At 57.6% G+C, this 18,224-nt stretch carries 18 protein-coding genes; 8 read left to right on the top strand and 10 right to left on the bottom strand.

Annotated elements, in window-relative coordinates; translation table 11 throughout:
- Positions 1-133: 133 nt before the first annotated feature.
- Positions 134-487 (bottom strand): septal ring lytic transglycosylase RlpA family protein, encoded by a 354-nt coding sequence (locus RDA78_RS04535; protein WP_434056100.1) that lies wholly within the window; start codon positions 485-487, stop codon positions 134-136.
- Between the two features lie 390 nt (positions 488-877).
- Here RDA78_RS04535 and RDA78_RS04530 point away from each other — a divergent pair, with 390 nt between their 5' ends.
- A complete protein-coding gene (locus tag RDA78_RS04530) occupies positions 878-2,992 on the top strand; it encodes an EAL domain-containing protein (RefSeq protein WP_434054166.1) in 2,115 nt (704 codons plus the stop codon).
- Between the two features lie 130 nt (positions 2,993-3,122).
- On the opposite strand, the gene RDA78_RS04525 is transcribed toward RDA78_RS04530, so the two are convergent.
- The 3 genes from RDA78_RS04525 to RDA78_RS04515 all read right to left on the bottom strand — a co-directional run bounded on the left by RDA78_RS04525 (position 3,123) and on the right by RDA78_RS04515 (position 4,779).
- Positions 3,123-3,836, bottom strand: a complete 714-nt coding sequence (locus RDA78_RS04525; RefSeq protein ID WP_434054165.1) for an ABC transporter permease — start codon at positions 3,834-3,836, stop codon at positions 3,123-3,125.
- 180 nt (positions 3,837-4,016) lie between these two features.
- Positions 4,017-4,481 carry an SRPBCC domain-containing protein gene (locus tag RDA78_RS04520; RefSeq protein ID WP_434054164.1) on the bottom strand — a complete coding sequence of 155 codons (465 nt, stop codon included), beginning with the start codon at positions 4,479-4,481 and terminating at the stop codon, positions 4,017-4,019.
- Between the two features lie 4 nt (positions 4,482-4,485).
- The gene (locus RDA78_RS04515; RefSeq protein WP_434054163.1) at positions 4,486-4,779 is read right to left on the bottom strand and encodes an ArsR/SmtB family transcription factor; all 294 of its coding nucleotides are present in this window, start codon (positions 4,777-4,779) and stop codon (positions 4,486-4,488) included.
- 244 nt (positions 4,780-5,023) lie between these two features.
- On the opposite strand from RDA78_RS04515, the gene RDA78_RS04510 reads away from it, so the two are divergent.
- Entirely contained in the window at positions 5,024-5,257 is a 234-nt protein-coding gene (locus RDA78_RS04510; RefSeq protein ID WP_434054162.1) for a hypothetical protein, read from the top strand.
- 90 nt (positions 5,258-5,347) lie between these two features.
- On the opposite strand, the gene RDA78_RS04505 is transcribed toward RDA78_RS04510, so the two are convergent.
- The 4 genes from RDA78_RS04505 to RDA78_RS04490 form a co-directional block, all read right to left on the bottom strand.
- Positions 5,348-5,962 (bottom strand): GntR family transcriptional regulator, encoded by a 615-nt coding sequence (locus RDA78_RS04505; RefSeq protein ID WP_434054161.1) that lies wholly within the window; start codon positions 5,960-5,962, stop codon positions 5,348-5,350.
- A 221-nt stretch (positions 5,963-6,183) separates the two neighbouring features.
- Positions 6,184-7,509 carry a TRAP transporter large permease gene (locus RDA78_RS04500; RefSeq protein WP_434054160.1) on the bottom strand — a complete coding sequence of 442 codons (1,326 nt, stop codon included), beginning with the start codon at positions 7,507-7,509 and terminating at the stop codon, positions 6,184-6,186.
- Entirely contained in the window at positions 7,509-8,015 is a 507-nt protein-coding gene (locus RDA78_RS04495; RefSeq protein ID WP_434054159.1) for a TRAP transporter small permease subunit, read from the bottom strand. Before RDA78_RS04495 ends, RDA78_RS04500 begins: the two co-directional genes overlap by 1 nt.
- A gap of 74 nt (positions 8,016-8,089) precedes the next feature.
- Positions 8,090-9,172, bottom strand: a complete 1,083-nt coding sequence (locus RDA78_RS04490; RefSeq protein WP_434054158.1) for a TRAP transporter substrate-binding protein — start codon at positions 9,170-9,172, stop codon at positions 8,090-8,092.
- Between the two features lie 211 nt (positions 9,173-9,383).
- Here RDA78_RS04490 and RDA78_RS04485 point away from each other — a divergent pair, with 211 nt between their 5' ends.
- On the top strand, positions 9,384-10,265 hold the full coding sequence (locus tag RDA78_RS04485) for a polysaccharide deacetylase family protein (RefSeq protein WP_434054157.1): 882 nt from the start codon (positions 9,384-9,386) through the stop codon (positions 10,263-10,265).
- Positions 10,266-10,497: 232 nt separating this feature from the next.
- Here the strand turns inward: RDA78_RS04485 and RDA78_RS04480 are convergent, their stop codons facing one another.
- On the bottom strand, positions 10,498-11,892 hold the full coding sequence (locus RDA78_RS04480; protein ID WP_434054156.1) for a tetratricopeptide repeat protein: 1,395 nt from the start codon (positions 11,890-11,892) through the stop codon (positions 10,498-10,500).
- Between the two features lie 104 nt (positions 11,893-11,996).
- On the opposite strand from RDA78_RS04480, the gene RDA78_RS04475 reads away from it, so the two are divergent.
- The 3 genes from RDA78_RS04475 to RDA78_RS04465 are packed head-to-tail and all read left to right on the top strand — an operon-like array spanning position 11,997 to position 14,705.
- Positions 11,997-12,236 carry a hypothetical protein gene (locus RDA78_RS04475; protein WP_434054155.1) on the top strand — a complete coding sequence of 80 codons (240 nt, stop codon included), beginning with the start codon at positions 11,997-11,999 and terminating at the stop codon, positions 12,234-12,236.
- Positions 12,233-13,702, top strand: a complete 1,470-nt coding sequence (gene gntH / locus RDA78_RS04470) for a guanitoxin biosynthesis MBL fold metallo-hydrolase GntH (protein WP_434054154.1) — start codon at positions 12,233-12,235, stop codon at positions 13,700-13,702. The genes RDA78_RS04475 and gntH overlap by 4 nt, the downstream gene beginning before the upstream one ends.
- Before the next feature lie 4 nt (positions 13,703-13,706).
- Positions 13,707-14,705, top strand: a complete 999-nt coding sequence (locus RDA78_RS04465) for a CobW family GTP-binding protein (RefSeq protein ID WP_434054153.1) — start codon at positions 13,707-13,709, stop codon at positions 14,703-14,705.
- Between the two features lie 491 nt (positions 14,706-15,196).
- On the opposite strand, the gene RDA78_RS04460 is transcribed toward RDA78_RS04465, so the two are convergent.
- Positions 15,197-15,742 carry a ricin-type beta-trefoil lectin domain protein gene (locus RDA78_RS04460; protein WP_434054152.1) on the bottom strand — a complete coding sequence of 182 codons (546 nt, stop codon included), beginning with the start codon at positions 15,740-15,742 and terminating at the stop codon, positions 15,197-15,199.
- Between the two features lie 127 nt (positions 15,743-15,869).
- Between RDA78_RS04460 and RDA78_RS04455 the strand changes: the two genes are divergently transcribed.
- Positions 15,870-16,322, top strand: a complete 453-nt coding sequence (locus RDA78_RS04455) for a MarR family winged helix-turn-helix transcriptional regulator (RefSeq protein WP_434054151.1) — start codon at positions 15,870-15,872, stop codon at positions 16,320-16,322.
- 280 nt (positions 16,323-16,602) lie between these two features.
- The gene (locus RDA78_RS04450) at positions 16,603-18,192 is read left to right on the top strand and encodes a GMC family oxidoreductase (RefSeq protein ID WP_434054150.1); all 1,590 of its coding nucleotides are present in this window, start codon (positions 16,603-16,605) and stop codon (positions 18,190-18,192) included.
- The last annotated feature ends 32 nt before the right edge of the window (positions 18,193-18,224 follow it).

Genomic DNA, 18,224 nt, shown 5'->3' with positions numbered 1-18,224 from the left:
CGTTATTCATACTGAGTCAGGTATCGATGTTCCGGCATCGGTCGAAACACGAGCGTTTCCAGATCACTGAAGCGCGTTCGCAGTCAAATCCGCCGCCTTCCAAAGCCCGCTGAAATCAGGTTTTCAGAACCGCCTACTGGCATTTCTGCTTATGAACCGCGCTATTCGGTGCATCGGCGTTGGTGACGCGCACCTTGGTAATGCCCTTTTGAACGAAACCGAGCTGCCTGGCGGCTGCCAGGGTCACGTCAATCACGCGGCCTTTAGCAAACGGGCCACGGTCGTTGATGCGAACTGTCACTGTCTTGCCGTTTGAAAGGTTGGTGACGTCAACAAGGGTGCCAAACGGCAGCGTCCTGTGTGCGGCTGTCAGACCCTGCGGGTTGGCGCGTTCTCCGCTGGCCGTGGTTCCGCCCAGTTTGTACCAGGAGGCTTTTCCGCATTGCTGAAAGGCGTCTTTTGCCTGCGCGGAGGCGGGAAAAAACATGAGCGGAGAGACAACGCACACCGCAACGAACGGGCGTAAAACCCGTGCAGAAATGGTTAACATGGCAAACCTCACCCTGTCGCCGCCAATATTTTTTTACGGATTGGAAATTTGGGTTTTCGGCCCGACGGCGCGTTCCTCTACGTCAAAGCAGTGATCAAAATAAGGCAAATTCAGCAATTTAGGATAATATGAGTAGAGAGAAATATAAATTTGAAATAAATTTGAAAATTATTAGTAAAATTAATATTAACCATAAAATTTTTAAGATCTGTGAGTTGTTTTGCTTAGCCAAATTAAACGGTTAAACTGTGGTAATAATTTTCAGGGGTGACGCACGAGTATTTCAAAAGGCGTCAATAAAGAAGACTTTGTCGAAAGGGTTGTCTGGTGCAAATCAGCCATCGGTTGGCGGCTGACCGGAGGGATCATTCCGGTCCGACGCAGAGCAATATACTGTCTGCCTTTCACACTTCTCTTTTGGAAGTGCTGCCCTTCGCTGCGGCCTATGTCGCAAGGGACGGGGCCATTCTGGCCTGCAACAAGACGTTCGAAAACAGTCTCCAAAAACGGGGTCTCGTGTCTGTTCCCGATCGGTTTCAGGCGTTCCTGTCCGGCGAGAGCTGCGCGCGGTTCGAGCGGGTCCTCGAGGCTGCCTTCGGAGGCCTGCCCGCTGAGGTCAGCGGTGAAATGCACGTCAGATCCGGAGACGTTTTCTGCAGTCATTTCATGTGCACGTCCCATGTCTTTCTGCAAAAGGGCTGTGAGGCGGTCCTTGTCCAGTTCGAGACCGAAAGCGGCATCGCGGAACGCTGGCCGATGGCAGCGGACGTGCCGGGCCGCACGGCGCCGGCATCTGCCGGAACGCATGTTCAGCGCGTTTCCGACAGCCGGGTTCTCGCGCATTTCCCCGACGAAATCCTTTTTTTCGACGGCCGTGAGAGCCATGAAGACATGGCGCTGACCCTTTTGGAAAAAACGGATGGGGCCCAGGATCTTGAAGGGTTGATGCGGACGCTGGAAGTGGCTCGGCAATCCCTTCCGCAGACGCTGCATATTCCCGAGGCCGCGCCGTTCACACAAGACGCCGCGCAAGGTGGTGCGCGGGTCTGCGAGGTCAGGCTGGTCGCCTTGCCGGGCGACTTCGAGGGAAACGTGTCGCGGAATGCATGCATGGCCATTGTCCGGCGGAACGTCGAAAACCCGGCTGAAATAGCGGAGAACAAGCGTCTGGCCTATGAGGATCCGCTGACGGGGCTGGAAAACCGGCGCGCCTTCACACGGGCGTTGAAGCGGGAGCTGGAACACATTCGCGACGATGGAGATGCGGGGCTCGCCGTCTACTACATCGATCTCGATGAGTTCAAGAAGGTCAATGATCTTGGAGGGCATGACGCGGGTGACGACATGCTGCTCCAGGTCGCGTCCTGCCTGAAGCTGACACTGGGTGAACTGGCAACGGTTGCAAGGATCGGCGGCGATGAATTCGCGGCGATGCTGCCGGTCACGAGCCGGGAAACCGCGCATGAATATGCCGAAAAGGTTCTGGAAGGATTTGCCAGGATAAGGCTTGAAATCAAGGATCGTGTGTTCACCATTTCCGGATCTGTCGGGGTGGCCTATTGCGATGCGGCGATGCGGCGGAAAAACACGGATGCAAATGCACTGCTGGGCCTTGCCGATACGGCCTGTCTGCGCGGCAAGCGCGGGGGCGGGCGATCGGTTCAACTCTACGGGGGAGAGGCCGGCGAAGACACCTCAGAACCGGAAGAAAAGAGCGATCTGCCCGAACCGGAGAGCTTCTGCGGCAAGGAACTGGTTCTCTATGCCATGCCGATCGTGTCGCTCAGGAACAACGAGACCTGCGGCCACGAGGTACTGCTGCGTCTCCAGGGTGACCGGGCAAAGGGGCTTTCTTCCCGCGCCTGGATTTCAGCAGCCGAACGCTCGGGTTTTATCGCCCAGGTCGATGCCTGGACGCTCGACAGGGTGCTCGATGCGGCGGAGCGCAACGCCACAAGGTCGCTTTTGACGATGAACGTTTCAGCGGAATCCGCGCGTGATCCGGGTTTCCGCGACAGTCTGCACAACAGGCTGTCTGTCAATCCGCTGCTGGCATCGCGCCTGTGCCTGGAGATCGCGGAAAAGGATTTCCTGAGAGAGCCGTCGACGGTGGAATCCTTCTTCGGTTTCGTCTCCGAATTCGGGTGTCAGACGGCGATCGACGACTTCGCCGGTCACTGGCCGGTTCTCTCGCGTCTGCCCGGCATGCGGGTCGAGTGGCTGAAGCTGGAGGCAGGGCTGACGCGCCAGGTCTTGCGGGAACCCGCACGGGCGGAAATTCTTAGCGGCCTGATCGGTGCGGCGCGCAATCTGGGAATGAAGGTGATCGCAAAACATATCGAGACGCCCGCTCAGGCCGATCTTCTGCGGACACTGGACATCGAAGCCGCGCAAGGATTCCATTTCGGCCGTCCAGCGCCCTGGATCGAAGTACCCTGCTGAGGGCATTGCCAAGTTGTTAGGCGCAGCTTGGAATCGGCCGGTCGAGCTGGATCACATGGCCATACGACAGTTGTTTGCAAGGCCTGAGTTCTTTGGAAGCAACGGAAGTGTTTCGTTCTCCCCGGGATTTTTATTGCAGCAGATCGCGACCGGCGAAGAGCACTATGAGCAGGCCTGCTCCGGCATCAAGCAACAGGGATATGTTTCCAAAGGCTCCGCCCTTGCTAGAGACGGCCTGTAATACGGTCCGGCGTCCCACCACAGCAGCGACCGCGACCAGACCGAGCGTGAGCGCGATGCCGATCACCATCGATCCGGCGAACACAAGTCCTGCTTCCGGAACACCCTGCGACAGGGCCGCCACGACGACGAACAGTGTCAACGGGCAAGGAACCAGACCTGTCGTCAATGCGACCCCTATTCCTTCGTGGTTGCCTTCCTGTCGTCGGGCTCGAACGGCGCGAACGACCAGCCACAAGCCGATCGCGACAAGAAGAGCGCGGCTCAAGAACTCCAGTGCCGGTGCACGCCCGCCACCGACGAAAGACCGCTCCATAAGATGTGCTGCGAAGAAGGCAATGAAAACCGCGGTGACAACGTGCGTCGCTGCAAGCACCGTGGAAACTGAAAGCGCGCGCGCAAACCCGTTTTCCGAACCCGCGACATAACTGGCCAGTATGCTCTTGCCATGCCCTGGGGTCAGTGCATGGATCGCACCGAACACGATGCCGGTACCAATCATCCCCGGAAGCAGCCAGACATCGCCGGATTGGCCAAACTCCAAAATCGAGCTGCGCACACCTTCGTAAATCCAGCGTTGCCAGGCGACCAGCAGGTCCATCATTCTTACGCTCCAAACCCGGGATGGTTCCGGTGCGACATATCATTCGGCTTGAACACAAAGGCGAAAGAGAGTCCCAAAGCAACGCGGGTGTCGAGTTATAGGCTTATCGCCGGTCTCGGACGAATGCGAGTGAAGGCGCGCTTTGCGCACACCAAGCATGTATTGCGTCGACCACCAACGTCAAAGTGCGTTCGCGAAGTCTGTGAAACGCGCTTGAATGATGTCGGTCCAACCGGTCAGGTAGTTTCCTCTGATGTCGGCAGCCTTGTCGCCGCGTGCCTCCCAGCCGCTGTGAACCAGCGTGACGATCGTCTTGCCGTCGTCTGCCAGTTCGAACTCAACAGAGACTGTCGTCGCTTCAGTCTCCGGCAAACCGGGATGCCAGCTGAAAGAGACGCGTTTGCCTTCCTGGTAGTCCAGCAGGGTGCCCCACATTCTGTGTTCTCCCTTCGCCGAAATCTCATAGATTTTTCCGCCTTCATGTCGCTCGACCACAACGCTTTCGGGCGCAGGCTCACCGAGATACGGGCTGACGGAATGCGTATCCAGCGGCCACCATTGCGAGACCTTTGACATGAACGCATCGAAGGTCTCGCTTGGGCTTCGGTTGATTTTGGTAACGACCTTGACCGGATCTAGAGACATCGGACTACTCTCCTTGTTCGTCAATTGAAGCCAGCAGATTTGACCAGTGAGCAGTCCAGAACGCGCGGATTTCGGCCAGCTTGTCTTTGTTGATGCAGTAGATATTCCGGGTGCCTTCAGGACGCGCGGAGATCAGGCCCGTGTCCTTCAGGACCTTGAGATGCTGCGACATGACAGGTTGCGAAACGTCAATTTTCGACGTCAGTTCGCGCACGGACATCGGCTGCCGGGCCAGCTCATCAATCACGCTCTGGCGGATCGGGTTCGAAAGAGACTTGAGCTCGTCTTCATAAGGCATTCCTAATCATAAGGAATCTCTTATGAAACTGGCAAGCCAAATCAGTACCGGAATCATCTCGCGATCAAGAAGCAGACTTATGCGTCACGCGGAGCATCACGCACCCTGGCCTCAAGAGCATTTGCGTGACCGGTGTCACAGCAAATCGAAAGCCTGCCGGCTAATTTCGCATTCGTTGAGACAACGCATATTTCGATAAAGGATTTTGGACATGGGCAAAGTGCGCCTGAAAATGATTCCGATTATGAAACACGTCGACAACAGGAGCTCCGCAGCGGAAGACACCTTTCAGTTTGTGTCCGATCTCGGGGAAGGCAAGGAGCCTTCCGATTCGTCGGCAGACCCGATTCCCACCGAGACGATTTCTCTGAATTATGAGGAAATAAAGGTCACCTACAGTGAAGCGGCCGTCCTTGATTTCGCATTGACGGGTGATGACAACTTTTCACCGGACAGCGCCGACGATTTCCTCTTCTGATCGAAAATCAGGGCATCGAAGCCTCGCCCGGTTTCCGCGGGTGGCCGGCGCCTGAAGACCCGCCCACTCGGCGGACAGGGACGCGGGCTGTCACTCGCGCACCTTGAGTGCGGCGCGGCGGGCGCCATTCAGGTGCGTGCGCAGTGCCTCCTCGACACCGGGCCGGTTACCGGCCGCAAGCAGGCGCACAATGAGTTCGTGTTCCTGGTTGGAGGCTCTGAGCCGGTCGATCTGAAAGAGCTGCGATTTGCGGTAAGGTGCAAGCTTCAGGCGCAACTCGGACGCCATTTCGGCCAGATCGATGTTTCCGCTTGCCTCATAGATGAGCGAGTGAAAATCAAGGTTCATCGCTTCGTATTCCCGAAAGGCCTTGTTGGCTGCGAACTCGGTCATGCGGCCGTGCATGGCTTGCAGGCGGGAAAGACTGTCCTGTGAGATCCGTTCGGCTGCCAGGCCTCCGCAAGTTGCTTCCATCTCCGCCATGGCCTCGAACATCGACGCGAGGCGCGCGGTGTCAAAACTGCGGACGATGACGCCCTTGTAGGGTGAACGTTCTGCCAGCGATCGGGACACGATGGTCTGAAGTGCCTCGCGCACCGGTGTCCTGGATACACCGAAACGTTCCGCGATGGCGGCCTCGCTCAATCGGGTGCCGGGAGCCAGGCTGCCCCGGACGATCTCGTCTTCGAGAGTCTCGGATATCATGGCGCTGTGAACACCTTTCAACGTGTGGTCACCCCCTGTTTTGTCCCTGTTGCAAGACCAGAACACGCGGACATGCTGAAGTGTCCAGGCTCCATAGTCCATAGCACACAAAATCAGGCCCGGTTGCCGGCCGTTCCGGTTTCACACGAAACCTGCCGGCGTCCTGCCGCAAGGACCGGCTTGTCGGTTCTCGCAGCGTCCTCCCGGATCAGGCTGTCACATCACCAGCCGATCGCCTGGGGCAGCCATGTCGCAATGCCGGGGAAGCTGAACAGCAGCACGAGCGCAACCGCCTGTAGAGCGATGAAGGGAAGGACACCCCGATAGATCATGGTCGTTGTTACTCCTGGTGGCGCGGCTCCCTTGAGGAAAAACAGTGCCCAGCCGAACGGCGGCGTCAGGAAGGATGTCTGCAGGTTCAATGCAATCAACGCAGCCAGCCACACCATGTCCGTGCCCTGTTCCACGAAGAACGGCAGCAGCAGCGGCAGGGCGATATAGCTGATTTCGATCCACTCGAGGAAGAAGCCCAGTATGAACAGCAGAACCATCAGGAACAAAAGCGCACCCATTTCTCCGCCGGGCAGGATGTAGAGCATATCCTTGACGAGGTCTTCGCCGTCCAGGCCCCGAAAGGCAATGGCAAACACCTGCGCCGCGACCAGGATGAAAAAGATCATGGCGGAAATCCGCAGCGTGCCCTGCGCGGCATCCCAGATCATGGAAAGCGTTAGACGCCCGTAGAGCGCGGCAATCAGGATCGCGAAAACCGCGCCGACACTGGCGGCCTCGGTTGGCGCGGCGATCCCTCCGATGATCGACCCGAGCACACCGCCAACGAGAACGAGTGGCGGGGCCAGCGACGTGACTGCCTTGAGCGCAAGCGGCCAGCCGGTCAGGTCGGACCGCTCGTCGGCCGGCAGGGCCGGCATCAGGTTTGGGCGCATTTTCCCGTAAAGCAGGATGAACGCGACGTAGAGACCCGCCAGCATCAATCCCGGCATCATGGCAGCGGCAAACAGCGTGCCCACACTCTCGCCCATGATATCGGCCAACAAAATGAGCACCAGGGATGGCGGAATGATCTGGCCGAGGGTGCCTGAGGCGCAAATGGCTCCGGACGCGAGACCGCCGTCGTAGCCGCGGCGAAGCAGCACCGGAAGCGTCAGCATCGTGAGCGTTGCAACGGTTGCGCCGACAATGCCGGTCGAAGCACCCATCAGGACACCGACAATGATGAGCGCGATTGCCATGCCGCCGTTGAGCCGGCCGGAGAGACGGCCAACCACTTCCAGCATGTCTTCGGCCACGCGCGACTTCTCGAGCATCACGCCCATGAACACGAAAAGCGGGATCGCGATGAATTCGTATTTCGTCACCACCCCGTAGATGCGCGATGGTGTCAGATTGAAGAGAAAATCGCCGAAACCCATCCAGCCGAAGACGAACCCGGCCACCGCAATTCCGATGCCGACGGGAATGCCGGCCAGAAGCAGGAGCATGAATCCGAGGATAAGCCCGATTGCGAGCAGTTCCATCAAGGGCATCACTCACCACTCCTCAGAATGGCTGCATGGCGGGCTGCATTTGCAAGGCATTGCAGCGCCAGCAGAGCAAACGCAAAGGGAATGAAACCCTTGAGCAGCCATCGGCCGGGGAGCCCTCCGGGATCTGGTGATCCCTCGAGCAGAGAAAAGGAGCTGTCGACGAAGCCCATGGAATACTTGATGAAAAGCAGGGAGACCGCCGCGCCGAGGATCATGGACACGAGATCGATCCAGCGCCGGGCGCGAGACCCGAGCTTGTCGTACACCATGTCCACGCGGACATGGCCGTTCTCACGCATCAGCACGATGATGCCCAGAAGCGCGATCGGCACCAGAAGGTGCCATTCCAGCTCCTGCATCCACACCGTGGCATTGCCGAAAACATAGCGTCCGGCCACGTTGAAAAAGACCAGGCCGACCATGAAGAGAAGCAGAGCCGATGCGATACGCGAAATGATGCGCGTCATGCCGTCGACGAGATCGGCAAACTTGAGGACAAACGTCATGGGAATACTTGTCTAGAGGGGAGGAGTATCCGGCCGCGAGGCGCGGCCGGATCAGGTTGTCTAGCTGGAGGGTCTCACGAAGCGGTCCGCAATTCGGAGTGCCAGACCTTCTCTGAACCATCTGCCCAGACATCATGCTCCGCCTTGAATGCGAAATAGTTGTCCATGACCATTTTGAAGAGCGGGTCGGCAGCGCCCATTTCTTCATAGACGGCATCCATCTCGACGCGAAGCGATTCGACGACTTCCGTCGGCAGTGTGCGCAGTTCCGTTCCCGAGGCGGCGAACTCTTTCAACGCTGCCGCATTGTTGGCTTCGCCCCAGCTGTGCGAGATCACGTTACAGGCCGCGGCCGCGTTGGTGACGATTGCCTGCAACTCCTCATCGAGCGTGTCCCACGCCGCCTTGTTGATCGTGAGTTCGGTGACCGTTGTCGGCTCGTGCCAGCCCGTCGTGTAGTAGTATTTTGCAGCCTTGTTCAGCCCCAGGATCTTGTCCTGCGCCGGACCGACCCACTCCGCTGCATCAATCACGCCGCGTTCAAGGGCGGGGAAGATTTCACCGCCGGGCAGAACCTTAACGTCAACACCGATACGCGAATAGGCCTTGCCGGCGAGACCCGGAATGCGCAGCCGCAGGCCCTTCATGTCGTCGATCGAGTTGATTTCCTTGTTGAACCAGCCGGTCATCTGCACGCCTGTCGCACCGATGGGCATCGCCACCAGACCGAGGGGTTCGTAAACCTCGTTCCAGAGCTTGATGCCGTCGCCGATATAGAACCAGGCGTTCTGGCCCTGAGTGGACATTCCGAACGGGACCGCCCCGAAGAACTGCGCGGCGGGCACCTTGCCCGCACCGAAGTAGCTCACCCAGCCGTTCATCTGCACGATGCCCTGGCGCACCGCATCGAAGCCTTCGAAGGCCGGAACCAGCTCACCGCCATTATACACCTGGATATCGAGCCGGCCGCCGGACATGGCGCGGACACGATCGGCAAAGTCGGACAGCGAGCCTGGCCCTGTCGAATAGAATGGCTGGCCCGCCGGAAAGGCCGTCGTCATCTTCCATTCAATCGTGTTGGCCCGGGCAACAGCGGGAGCGGCAAGCGTGGCGGCACCGGCGACACCAGCGGTCGTAAGAAACGAACGTCTATCCATGATCTGTCTCCTGATCGTATACAATATAAGGCGTAGGGAACTAGAAATGTGAGCGTAGGCACTTGGATTGACATAAATTGTATGCAATTCATTTCAATAGATTTTTGCCTATTTTTTGGCGTCAGATCCGTTTTGCTATTTATTTGAGCAAAATATGCAGCGGATGATCGGGCGATGGGCAACGCGACAGCGGAGAGGAGGATCAATCGGAATGAAGATCAGCCGTCACGGCCGCTATGAGTTCAGCGCGATCCATGATCGGGCCGTCTATGACTGGCCCGGCGGGAAACGCCTCGCGGTTTATCTCGGGATGAACCTGGAGGTGTTTTCATTTGGCGAGGGCCTGGGAGCGGAACTGGCGCCGGGTGGACCGCAGCCCGACGTGCTCAATTTTGCCTGGCGCGATTACGGCAACAGGGTCGGCGCACCGCGCATGCTTGCGCTGTTCGATAAACTTGAACTGCCGTGCACCGCGCTGGTCAACTCGGAGATCTACGGCGAAGCACCTGGACTTGCCGAGGCGTTTGCCGCGCGGGGAGACGAGATTGCCGGTCATGGGCGGACGAATGCTGAACGGCAGGGCATCCTGACCGAGAGCGAAGAAAAGACACTCATCGAGCAGTCAACCGGGGTCCTGACGGCCCGCCATGGCCAAAGGCCGAAAGGGTGGCTCGGTCCCTGGATTTCTCAAAGTCATGTCACGCCGGACCTCCTGCAGGAGGCCGGCTACGAGTATCTGCTGGATTGGTGCCATGACGACCAGCCAACCTGGATGACAACGCGTGCCGGGCGCATTCTGTCGGTTCCCTATCCGCAGGAACTGAATGACATCCCCCAGATCGTCGGGCGCAGGCGTGAGGGGCATGAGTTTGCCGACATGCTCATCGATGCATTCGATGTCATGCGGGAGGAGGCGGAGACACGCCCTCTGGTCATGGGAATTGCACTTCATGGATACCTGATGGGGCACCCGCACAGGATCAAGCATCTGGAGCGCGCCCTTCGCTACATGATGGCCCATTCCGGCGACCTCGTCTGGTGGACGACCGCAGGCGCAATCAACGATCACATTCGCACTTCGGTGGATCTTTGAACGACCGGCCCTGAGGCGTTTGTCACAGTCCCAATACCAGGAGCGCCCCAACGGCGAGCTAAGCATTGTGCTGAATCTACAGTTTGGGCGGGAAGCGGACGTTTGGTGCGGTGCTGCCGAACGTTGGCTTTGCGCACAAAAATACTGACCGCAGCGAATGCATTGCGTGACTGCATTCCAGTCACACGGAGCAACGGGTCACAGACCGAACGTGTTGACTGTTCAAGAACGACTATGACTTGCCGTCATCCGCGACGCCGACATGGGCGCGTTTGTAGCCGTTTTTTTCCAGCCTGGAGTAAATGTCGGACGCATATTCCTCTAGGGCAAACATCTTGTCGAGAACGAACGGAACCGGAAAATCCGGCCAGGTTGTGCGCAAGTCACGTACGGCGTTGGCCGCGGCTCTTGTGTTGCCAAGATGGTCATGAGCTGCGGCGAGGAAAATGAGCGAGGGTGCTGAGACTGGTGCCCCGGCTGCCGGAGCAGTCTCGAAGGCGTCAATCACTGTCCCGTAGTTTCCCAACATGTAATTCGCCACACCCCAGATGTTCGGTGCGCCAAAGCGCCCTTTTCCAAGACGTAAGCGCTCCGGATCGGATGCTTTTGCGGCCCGGGCTCCGTCTCCTGCCAGTATCGCAACGACCCCGTCTATATCGAGAATATACCCATCATCGGGCATCAGACCCACGGCAATGTTCGCATGTTTGCGGGCTATATCGCTTCCACCGGACATGCTCGCGATCCATGCCGTTGCTCCGTGTGCACGCGCGCTGGTCGGTCCGAGTTCCCTGGCCTTGGATGCCAGGGAGGCTGCCTGCTGCATCAGGTCGGTGCTCTGCATATCGTCTTTGGCAAGGAAGGCCAGTGTGGCAAGGGCCTGGGCCTTGCCGGCATATCCATCGGGCAAACTCGGGTCTAGCGCGATTGCGCGGTCAAAGAGACTTATCGCGAGACGTTGGCGCTCCGCGTCGAACACAGGAAAAAGCAGGCCGCGTGCCTGCTCCGCCAGATTCATCGACTGGACCGATACCGGGGACTTTTCCATCAAGGCGGAGCGCACGGCGGCTTGCGGATCCGCAACCGACGGAATCGTATCCTGCTGGAACAGCAAGACGCCGCTTGCGATCAGCGCAACGACAACACCCGCGACTGTTGCAAATCTCCATGGGGGTGCGGAACGCACAAACCCGGAGGTTGTGTTCGCAGCAACGGGCGTGGCTTCCTTTCCGTCGTTGGCGGCAGCGTAGGTATCCTCGCGCAGTTCGAACCGGGGAACATAGGTTCCCGCATCAACGTGGATACGGATGTTCTCGTCCCGGCCGCTGCCTTCGTAGAACTGATCCAAAACGCGTCTCAAGCGGCGCGCTTCCACGCGCACAATGTTGTCCGACGCATTGCGTCCGTCGAGCACACGGCCATAGACATCGGCTGCAATGGTTTTGCCCTTGATCTGGTCGCCCCGTCCGGCCAACCGCTCTTCGACGATGTAGCTCAAGATCTGTTTCAGACGCGGCGAGGACGCGAGCTCTTCACTTGAGATGACTGCTTGGAGCGCATCGCGAACAGCCTTCGGTTCGCAATCGACCGATTGCTCAGATCGTGTGCTTTTGCCCTTCGCTGGCATTGCCGTCTCACCCACGTTTCACGGTGAGTCACTTGGCCTGGAGCCGAGGCCGAATTCTACTCAGCGTGTTGCCCATCAGCGTAGCGCAACGGAGCACATCGTCAATGAAGTTCGTCCAACGAGACCTGCCTGAACAGGCGATAGCGATAAAAAAGCGCCTTCAGTCAGATGTGCACCTGAAGGAGGCTTGTAAAGACTACGAATGCCTGTGCGCGCGGCTTGCCCGTGGCGCCATCGACAGCACGGAAGTCTCTCAAATCAACGAAATACTTGTGGAACTGCGCGCGGAGATCGTCCGCCGGGTTTCACGGCCCCAGAGACCGGAGGAAAGGTTCACGCAATGAGTGATCACACCAACGACGACGACCGCAAAACCGACAATGCGACGGAAGAGGACCGGGTTGAAAATCCGAACAGGCGCAGCGTCCTGAAAGGGATGGCAACCGGAGCGGCGGTAACCGGCGCGGCAACGGTCGCCTCTCAGGGCGCGCAGGCTCACTCGGGCGACGGACCTCTGGGGGAGGCTCTCAAAAACCCCTATGGTGGCCGCCCGGCAGGCGGCATTTCGCTACCCGAGTACTTCCGACCGACAAAATACATGACTGGCTCCAATGCCAATTACTTTCCCTTGTCCGAAGAACTCGGCCCGGACGAAATGCGCATATCCTTTTGCGGATCCACGCCCTACCCGCCGAGAGAAGACCAAGCCGGAACATGCATCATGGTCGAGCTTGGAAATGGCAAGAGGTTCTTTTTCGACTTTGGCTCCGGATGCGTACGCAACATTATTGGCATGCAGGTTCCCGGCCAGCTGATTAACGACATTTTCATTACGCACCTTCATGTCGACCACTACGCCGACATTCCTTACATCTATCCCTTTCGCGCCTGGTCCGGTGGCTATACGCCATTGCGTATCCATGGACCCTCCGGCCGCACGCCCGAACTTGGCACCCAGGGCATGGTTAACGGCATGCAGCAGATGATGAAATGGCACCTCGAAGCCTTCGATGTGTTTCCGATTGGCGACGGATATGAAATCGAGGTCAATGAGTTCGACTATCGCGAGGAGGGCGGCATTGTTTATGATCAGGACGGCGTTGTCATTCGGAGTTGGCCGCGCAGCCACGCCAAGGATGGTGCCGTCGGTTACCGCCTCGACTGGAATGGCCTGAGTTTCGTTTGGACCGGCGACGGCCGCCCGGACGAGCTTTCACGCAAGTACGGCGAAGGTGTCGATGTGTTTGTTACAGAGATGTCCGGCCAGGACATCGGCCAGCTGATGACCTACAAGTATGGTCTGCCGCAGGAACTCTTCAACTATACGATTGATACGCACCATACGTCCCATTATGCAGTCGGAAAACTGTTTGCCGACACACGTCCTCGATTGGGAATGGTGACGCACTATACCCAGGATGAAGACATTGATGCAGAAATGCTGGCCGGCATCCGCGCCCACTATGATGGCTTGTTTCAATGGGGGCTAGATGTCGCGGTCGTCAATGTTACCAAGGAGGCAATCTGGTACCGGAAAGCGACTCTTCCTGGAAAGTCTGGGACGGTTCCGCCATTCCGCGAGCTTGCCGCGGCTGAAGAGGCAGGTCGTTTAACACTACCCGACGAGGTCGTATTGCCGGAACCGCGCTCTTCTCGGGCCGAGCAACAGGATCAGAAGTACCGGGACATGGAGATCGATCCCAAGGAATACTATCCGGCAGATGTTTTCCGTGAGCCCGGGACCCAATGGCCGTCTGGTTTCTCAATCAGTGTCGATGACGTGATCCCCAACCGGAAGAAACCGGAGTAGGACCATGATCGAGTTTGGAGAAAAATCTGCTGTGCCGGTAACAATCCTGACCGGCTTCCTGGGGTCGGGAAAGACGACCTTGCTCAACCGGATCCTGACCGGACAGCATGGATTGCGCGTTGCCGTTCTGGTGAATGATTTCGGGTCCATAAACATCGATGCCGACCTTGTCGTCGGCATCGAGGACGATGTCATGAGCCTTGCCAACGGGTGCGTCTGCTGCTCCATCAGGGATGATCTGATCGAAACTGTCGAACAGGTTTTGGCGCGAGACGAGAGACCGGAATACATCATCCTAGAGGCCAGCGGCGTCTCGGACCCGTCCTCGATCGCAATGACATTCACAGATCAGAAGTTCCGCAACCTGATCCGCCTGGACAGCATCGTCTGCCTGGTCGACGCGGAACAGATTTTTGCTGCTCCGGAACAGATGGAACTGAAGCTCCGCCAGATTGCATTCTCGGACATGGTCATCCTGAACAAGGTCGACCTGGTCAAAAGTGAAACGGTGGCCGAAGTTCATAAGTGGCTCGGTTCGCGCTTCAAACGCTACCGGCTCGTGGAAGCGGTCAACGCGCAAGTCCCGCTCGATATTCTTCTGTCGGTCGGACGGTTCGCGGAGAGCCAGCTCAAAGATGCAGATCACCATGTGCATGGACCGGGGTGCGGATGTCCTGAGCACCAACACGAGGACATCGAGGAACACTCACACGCGGCGCAGTTTGCAACGACTATGGTACGATCGGATAGACCGCTGCGATTGTCAGCCCTCAAAAGCGCCGTCAAACAATTGCCGGGCAGTGTTTACCGGATGAAGGGATTTGTCTTCAGTGAAGAGGATCCTGATCATCGCATAATTGTCCAGGTCGTGGGCAAACGGGTCGACATCGCCCGGGACGAGGCTTGGGGCGCGCGACAACCGGAAAGCCGGTTGGTGGCGATTGGCGCGCCGGGCAGCGTTAGTGAGGATACGCTGCGGTCCATGATCCTGGAAGTTGCATAAGCAGCGCGCGCCGGGCGGCGCTTCAAGACGCCGCAGGAAGCTGGTGATGCGCCGTCGGGTGCACGATGTTCGTCGCGGTTTGTAGAGTGCCAGCTGCGGCGACATTGTCAGCCCGGAGCGTCCGTTGCGTTCAAATCGCGAAGGTCCGCTTCGGGCCGACATGGCGCTTGCTCAGCGAATGATGGGCAATGGTGGAAGTCTGAATTTCCGGATCGATTGGAAATCCGGAAATCCGTTTTGGTGCGATGTAGGGCCTAAATTCCAACAACTCAGACAGATTGTTTTTCCGCCTAAGTTATTGTCACTTTTGAACGCAGATGGATTCTGGTCCAACGTTTTGCGAATTTTTGCGCGCTGCGAAACGTTTCGTGCTTCCCGACATGAGGATGTGGGCAAGCACGAAACGTTTTGCGGACACGCCTCCTTCGGTCTGCAAGCGAGACCGTCCTTTCGTTCATCTAACCGGACAGACTGCTGTTCATCGAATACACCTACAATCGGAACAGAGACCAGGTCTGGTAGCTTTTGTTGGCGTCGTCACAGGGCTGGAGGGACAATGGACGCATCACATGGATGGGAGAGCCACCGCGTCCTTCCCGTTTTTCCGTACTGTTGACTGTTACGCAAAGCTTCGGGTCAGCCTGGGTGACCAGTTGTCCATTGTCTTTCAGGGTGAATTTCTGTGTGTCTGTGCCGGAACATGAGCCGAGTAAGATCGGTGCTCCAGCTTCAACGGAGGGCACCGCCATACAGATGTCGAAATATGGAATTCGGAACTCTCCCTTGACGATGAGCGCTTCGTCAAAGCCCTGATCTTCCAGGATTCCGCCCGTGTAATTGTAGCAGGTATGAGCCTGCAAACCCTTGTCCAGCGGTGCATTCTTGCCGCGCCCGCCGGCTATGTCCAGGCAGTAACCGCGCGCGTCGTCCAACCTGTCGGCCAACTGGACTTCAACCAGGTTTCCGGTTGATTGCGCCGGCACGGCAAGCACACCGAGGCCGAGGGCCGCAAGCGCTATCCTGACAACGGACTTCATGACGATACTCCTAGGAAATTTGGAACTGGCATTATAAGTGTCAAAATTATTTTAATCCAAACTATTTACATCAGAACATTGTGGTTGTTAAGTGTCGTGACGAGAGTTTTTGCAACGCAGTCAGGCAATGAAACGGATACCGGTAGACCTCCACCCTGTTTTGCATTCAGCCACTTTGTTGGAAAAGCGGGTTGAAATCCTGCTGAGACCAACCGGAGTCCGTCACCGGCAGGCTCTAATCCTGGATGCCTTGTCTCGGATCGGGCCAACCTCACAGGGGCATCTGGCAAAACAGTTCGATGTTTCGCCAGGCAGCATGAGCTCCATGACGGAACGGTTGGTGGCGCTGGGCTTCATCACGCAAAACACAAATCCCGAAAACCGCCGCAGTGACATTCTTGATCTGACACCGGACGGCCGGGCAGTCTTGGAAAAAGTGCGGATTGTCTGGCAAGAGGCAACCGCACTGATTACCTCCGCACTTGGTGACACCGGGGCCGAAACATTCACGGCACTTGCCACAAGGCTCAGGGACACGTTGGGCGGGTCGAAGCCGGAGAAAGAGCTGCGCGGGGGCTAGGCGAAGCAGCAAGGAAGACTGTTCACGCGCATTGTAGATCGGAGACTGGGCGGTAAACGAGGTCCTCGACTAGTGCGGTGAATTTGAAGTTCGCATCATTGCTTCTGCAGACCCCGAAGCGAACTTCAAATTCGTAAACCGCACTAGAAACATAGACTTGCTAGTCACCTTCTTGAATCTGAAGTTCGTTCGAAGACCGCTGTAAAATGAGTCGAACTTCAGATTCAGGTGACGGCCCGTTGATTTCAAGTATTCTTGAATTTGCAACGGAGGGTTTTCAATGGCGGACCAATTCGACGTTATCGTTGTTGGCGCTGGCACTGCTGGATGCGTGCTTGCGAGCAGGTTGAGCGAAGACCCCAAACGGCGCGTCCTCCTGCTCGAGGCAGGAGGTGATGACAACGACCCGCGCGTAGCGACACCAGCCACCTTTGGTGCATTGACGAATACACGTTTCGACTGGGGGTTCCGAACAGGACCGCAGGATCATCTTTCAAAACGCCAAATCAACTATCCGCGTGGCCGGGGGATCGGAGGAACAGGCTCAATCAATTACATGATTTATGTGAGAGGGCATCCTTCCGACTACAACACCTGGCAACAGCTCGGGGCGACGGGTTGGGGATGGGAGGACGTTCTTCCTTATTTTCGCAAGGCGGAGAACTGGCAAGGACCCGGACAGACGAACGTCCATGGAGAGACCGGCCCCTTGACGGTTACCGAACAAAGCGAGAAATCGCCGCTGACTGAGATTTTCCTCTCGGCCTGCCGGCAAGCGGGCATTCCGTTCAATGATGATTTGAATGGTGAGGACATAGAAGGCTGCGGATATTTTCCGGCAACCTTGCAGGACAACAAGCGTGGCAGCACCGCGCGCACATATCTCAGACTTGCGGCCGATCGGGGCAACCTGACGGTGGTCACCGGAGCAACAGTGCTTGGTTTTGTCGTGGAGGGTAATCGTGTTCTTGGGATCAACTATATTGTGCGCGGACAAGTTCAGCGTGCCGCGGCACCGGAAACCGTCCTCTCGGCCGGTGCTGTTGGATCCCCGCATCTTCTTCAGATCTCGGGAATTGGTCCGGCGGAACTCCTTCAAAGTGTCGGGGTTGAAGTCCGGCACGATTTGCCCGGCGTCGGCAAAAACCTGCAAGACCATTTGCACTACCGCAGCCGGTGGGAGATCGATAAACCGCTGACGTTCTTCGGGCGCACTGCGGAACACCTAGCCGATGCACAACGTCTGTTTGAAGAAGGGCGCGGACCGCTAACGACCAATCATTTTGAATCCGGCGCGTTTCTGAAATCAAACCCGGGCGTTGAAGCACCTGACATCGAACTTCTGATGATCCCGTTTTACATCAGCCTCGGCGCACCTGAGATGCGTCCGCCCGATCGGCATGGTTTTACAATCTCTGGCTTCCCGACGCGCCCGCGGAGCACGGGGCGTATTGCCATCATGTCCGACAATCCTTTGGACCGGCCATTGATCGACCCGGGATACCTGAGCGACCCTGCTGATATCGATCTCATGCTTGCCTGCATTGCACAAGCGCGACGCGTCGTGTCGCAAGAGGCCTTTGCAGATCTAAGGCCGCGGGAAATCTCGCCTGGTCCCGACCTGACAAACGAAGAAGACCTGATCGCCAATATTCGTGAAGTGTCGTCCACATCATGGCATCCGGTTGGGAGCTGCCGCATGGGTCAGGACAAAAACGCCGTTGTAGCACCTGATCTAAAGGTGCACGGACTGGACGGGCTGAGTATCGCCGATGCCTCCGTGATGCCCCGGATGAACACCGGCCATCCCCAAGCTCCTGTTATCATGATCGCGGAGAAGGCGGCCGATCTGATCGCAGCGCGCGCCTGAGAAACGGACACTGGCCCAATGCAACACAGACG

It is taken from the genome of Roseibium sp. (assembly GCF_051016195.1).
Classification (GTDB): Bacteria; Pseudomonadota; Alphaproteobacteria; order Rhizobiales; family Stappiaceae; genus Roseibium.
This window is presented reverse-complemented; position numbering and strand designations above follow the sequence as displayed.

Excerpts from the sequence above, each read along its gene's own strand:
- RDA78_RS04535 (WP_434056100.1), bottom strand. The coding sequence starts at position 487 with ATGTTTTTTCCCGCCTCCGCGCAGGCAAAAGACGCCTTTCAGCAATGC.
- RDA78_RS04525 (WP_434054165.1), bottom strand. The coding sequence starts at position 3,836 with ATGATGGACCTGCTGGTCGCCTGGCAACGCTGGATTTACGAAGGTGTG.
- RDA78_RS04520 (WP_434054164.1), bottom strand. The coding sequence starts at position 4,481 with ATGTCTCTAGATCCGGTCAAGGTCGTTACCAAAATCAACCGAAGCCCA.
- RDA78_RS04515 (WP_434054163.1), bottom strand. The coding sequence starts at position 4,779 with ATGCCTTATGAAGACGAGCTCAAGTCTCTTTCGAACCCGATCCGCCAG.
- RDA78_RS04510 (WP_434054162.1), top strand. The coding sequence starts at position 5,024 with ATGAAACACGTCGACAACAGGAGCTCCGCAGCGGAAGACACCTTTCAG.
- RDA78_RS04505 (WP_434054161.1), bottom strand. The coding sequence starts at position 5,962 with ATGATATCCGAGACTCTCGAAGACGAGATCGTCCGGGGCAGCCTGGCT.
- RDA78_RS04500 (WP_434054160.1), bottom strand. The coding sequence starts at position 7,509 with ATGCCCTTGATGGAACTGCTCGCAATCGGGCTTATCCTCGGATTCATG.
- RDA78_RS04495 (WP_434054159.1), bottom strand. The coding sequence starts at position 8,015 with ATGACGTTTGTCCTCAAGTTTGCCGATCTCGTCGACGGCATGACGCGC.
- RDA78_RS04490 (WP_434054158.1), bottom strand. The coding sequence starts at position 9,172 with ATGGATAGACGTTCGTTTCTTACGACCGCTGGTGTCGCCGGTGCCGCC.
- RDA78_RS04485 (WP_434054157.1), top strand. The coding sequence starts at position 9,384 with ATGAAGATCAGCCGTCACGGCCGCTATGAGTTCAGCGCGATCCATGAT.
- RDA78_RS04480 (WP_434054156.1), bottom strand. The coding sequence starts at position 11,892 with ATGCCAGCGAAGGGCAAAAGCACACGATCTGAGCAATCGGTCGATTGC.
- RDA78_RS04475 (WP_434054155.1), top strand. The coding sequence starts at position 11,997 with ATGAAGTTCGTCCAACGAGACCTGCCTGAACAGGCGATAGCGATAAAA.
- gntH (WP_434054154.1), top strand. The coding sequence starts at position 12,233 with ATGAGTGATCACACCAACGACGACGACCGCAAAACCGACAATGCGACG.
- RDA78_RS04465 (WP_434054153.1), top strand. The coding sequence starts at position 13,707 with ATGATCGAGTTTGGAGAAAAATCTGCTGTGCCGGTAACAATCCTGACC.
- RDA78_RS04460 (WP_434054152.1), bottom strand. The coding sequence starts at position 15,742 with ATGAAGTCCGTTGTCAGGATAGCGCTTGCGGCCCTCGGCCTCGGTGTG.
- RDA78_RS04455 (WP_434054151.1), top strand. The coding sequence starts at position 15,870 with ATGAAACGGATACCGGTAGACCTCCACCCTGTTTTGCATTCAGCCACT.
- RDA78_RS04450 (WP_434054150.1), top strand. The coding sequence starts at position 16,603 with ATGGCGGACCAATTCGACGTTATCGTTGTTGGCGCTGGCACTGCTGGA.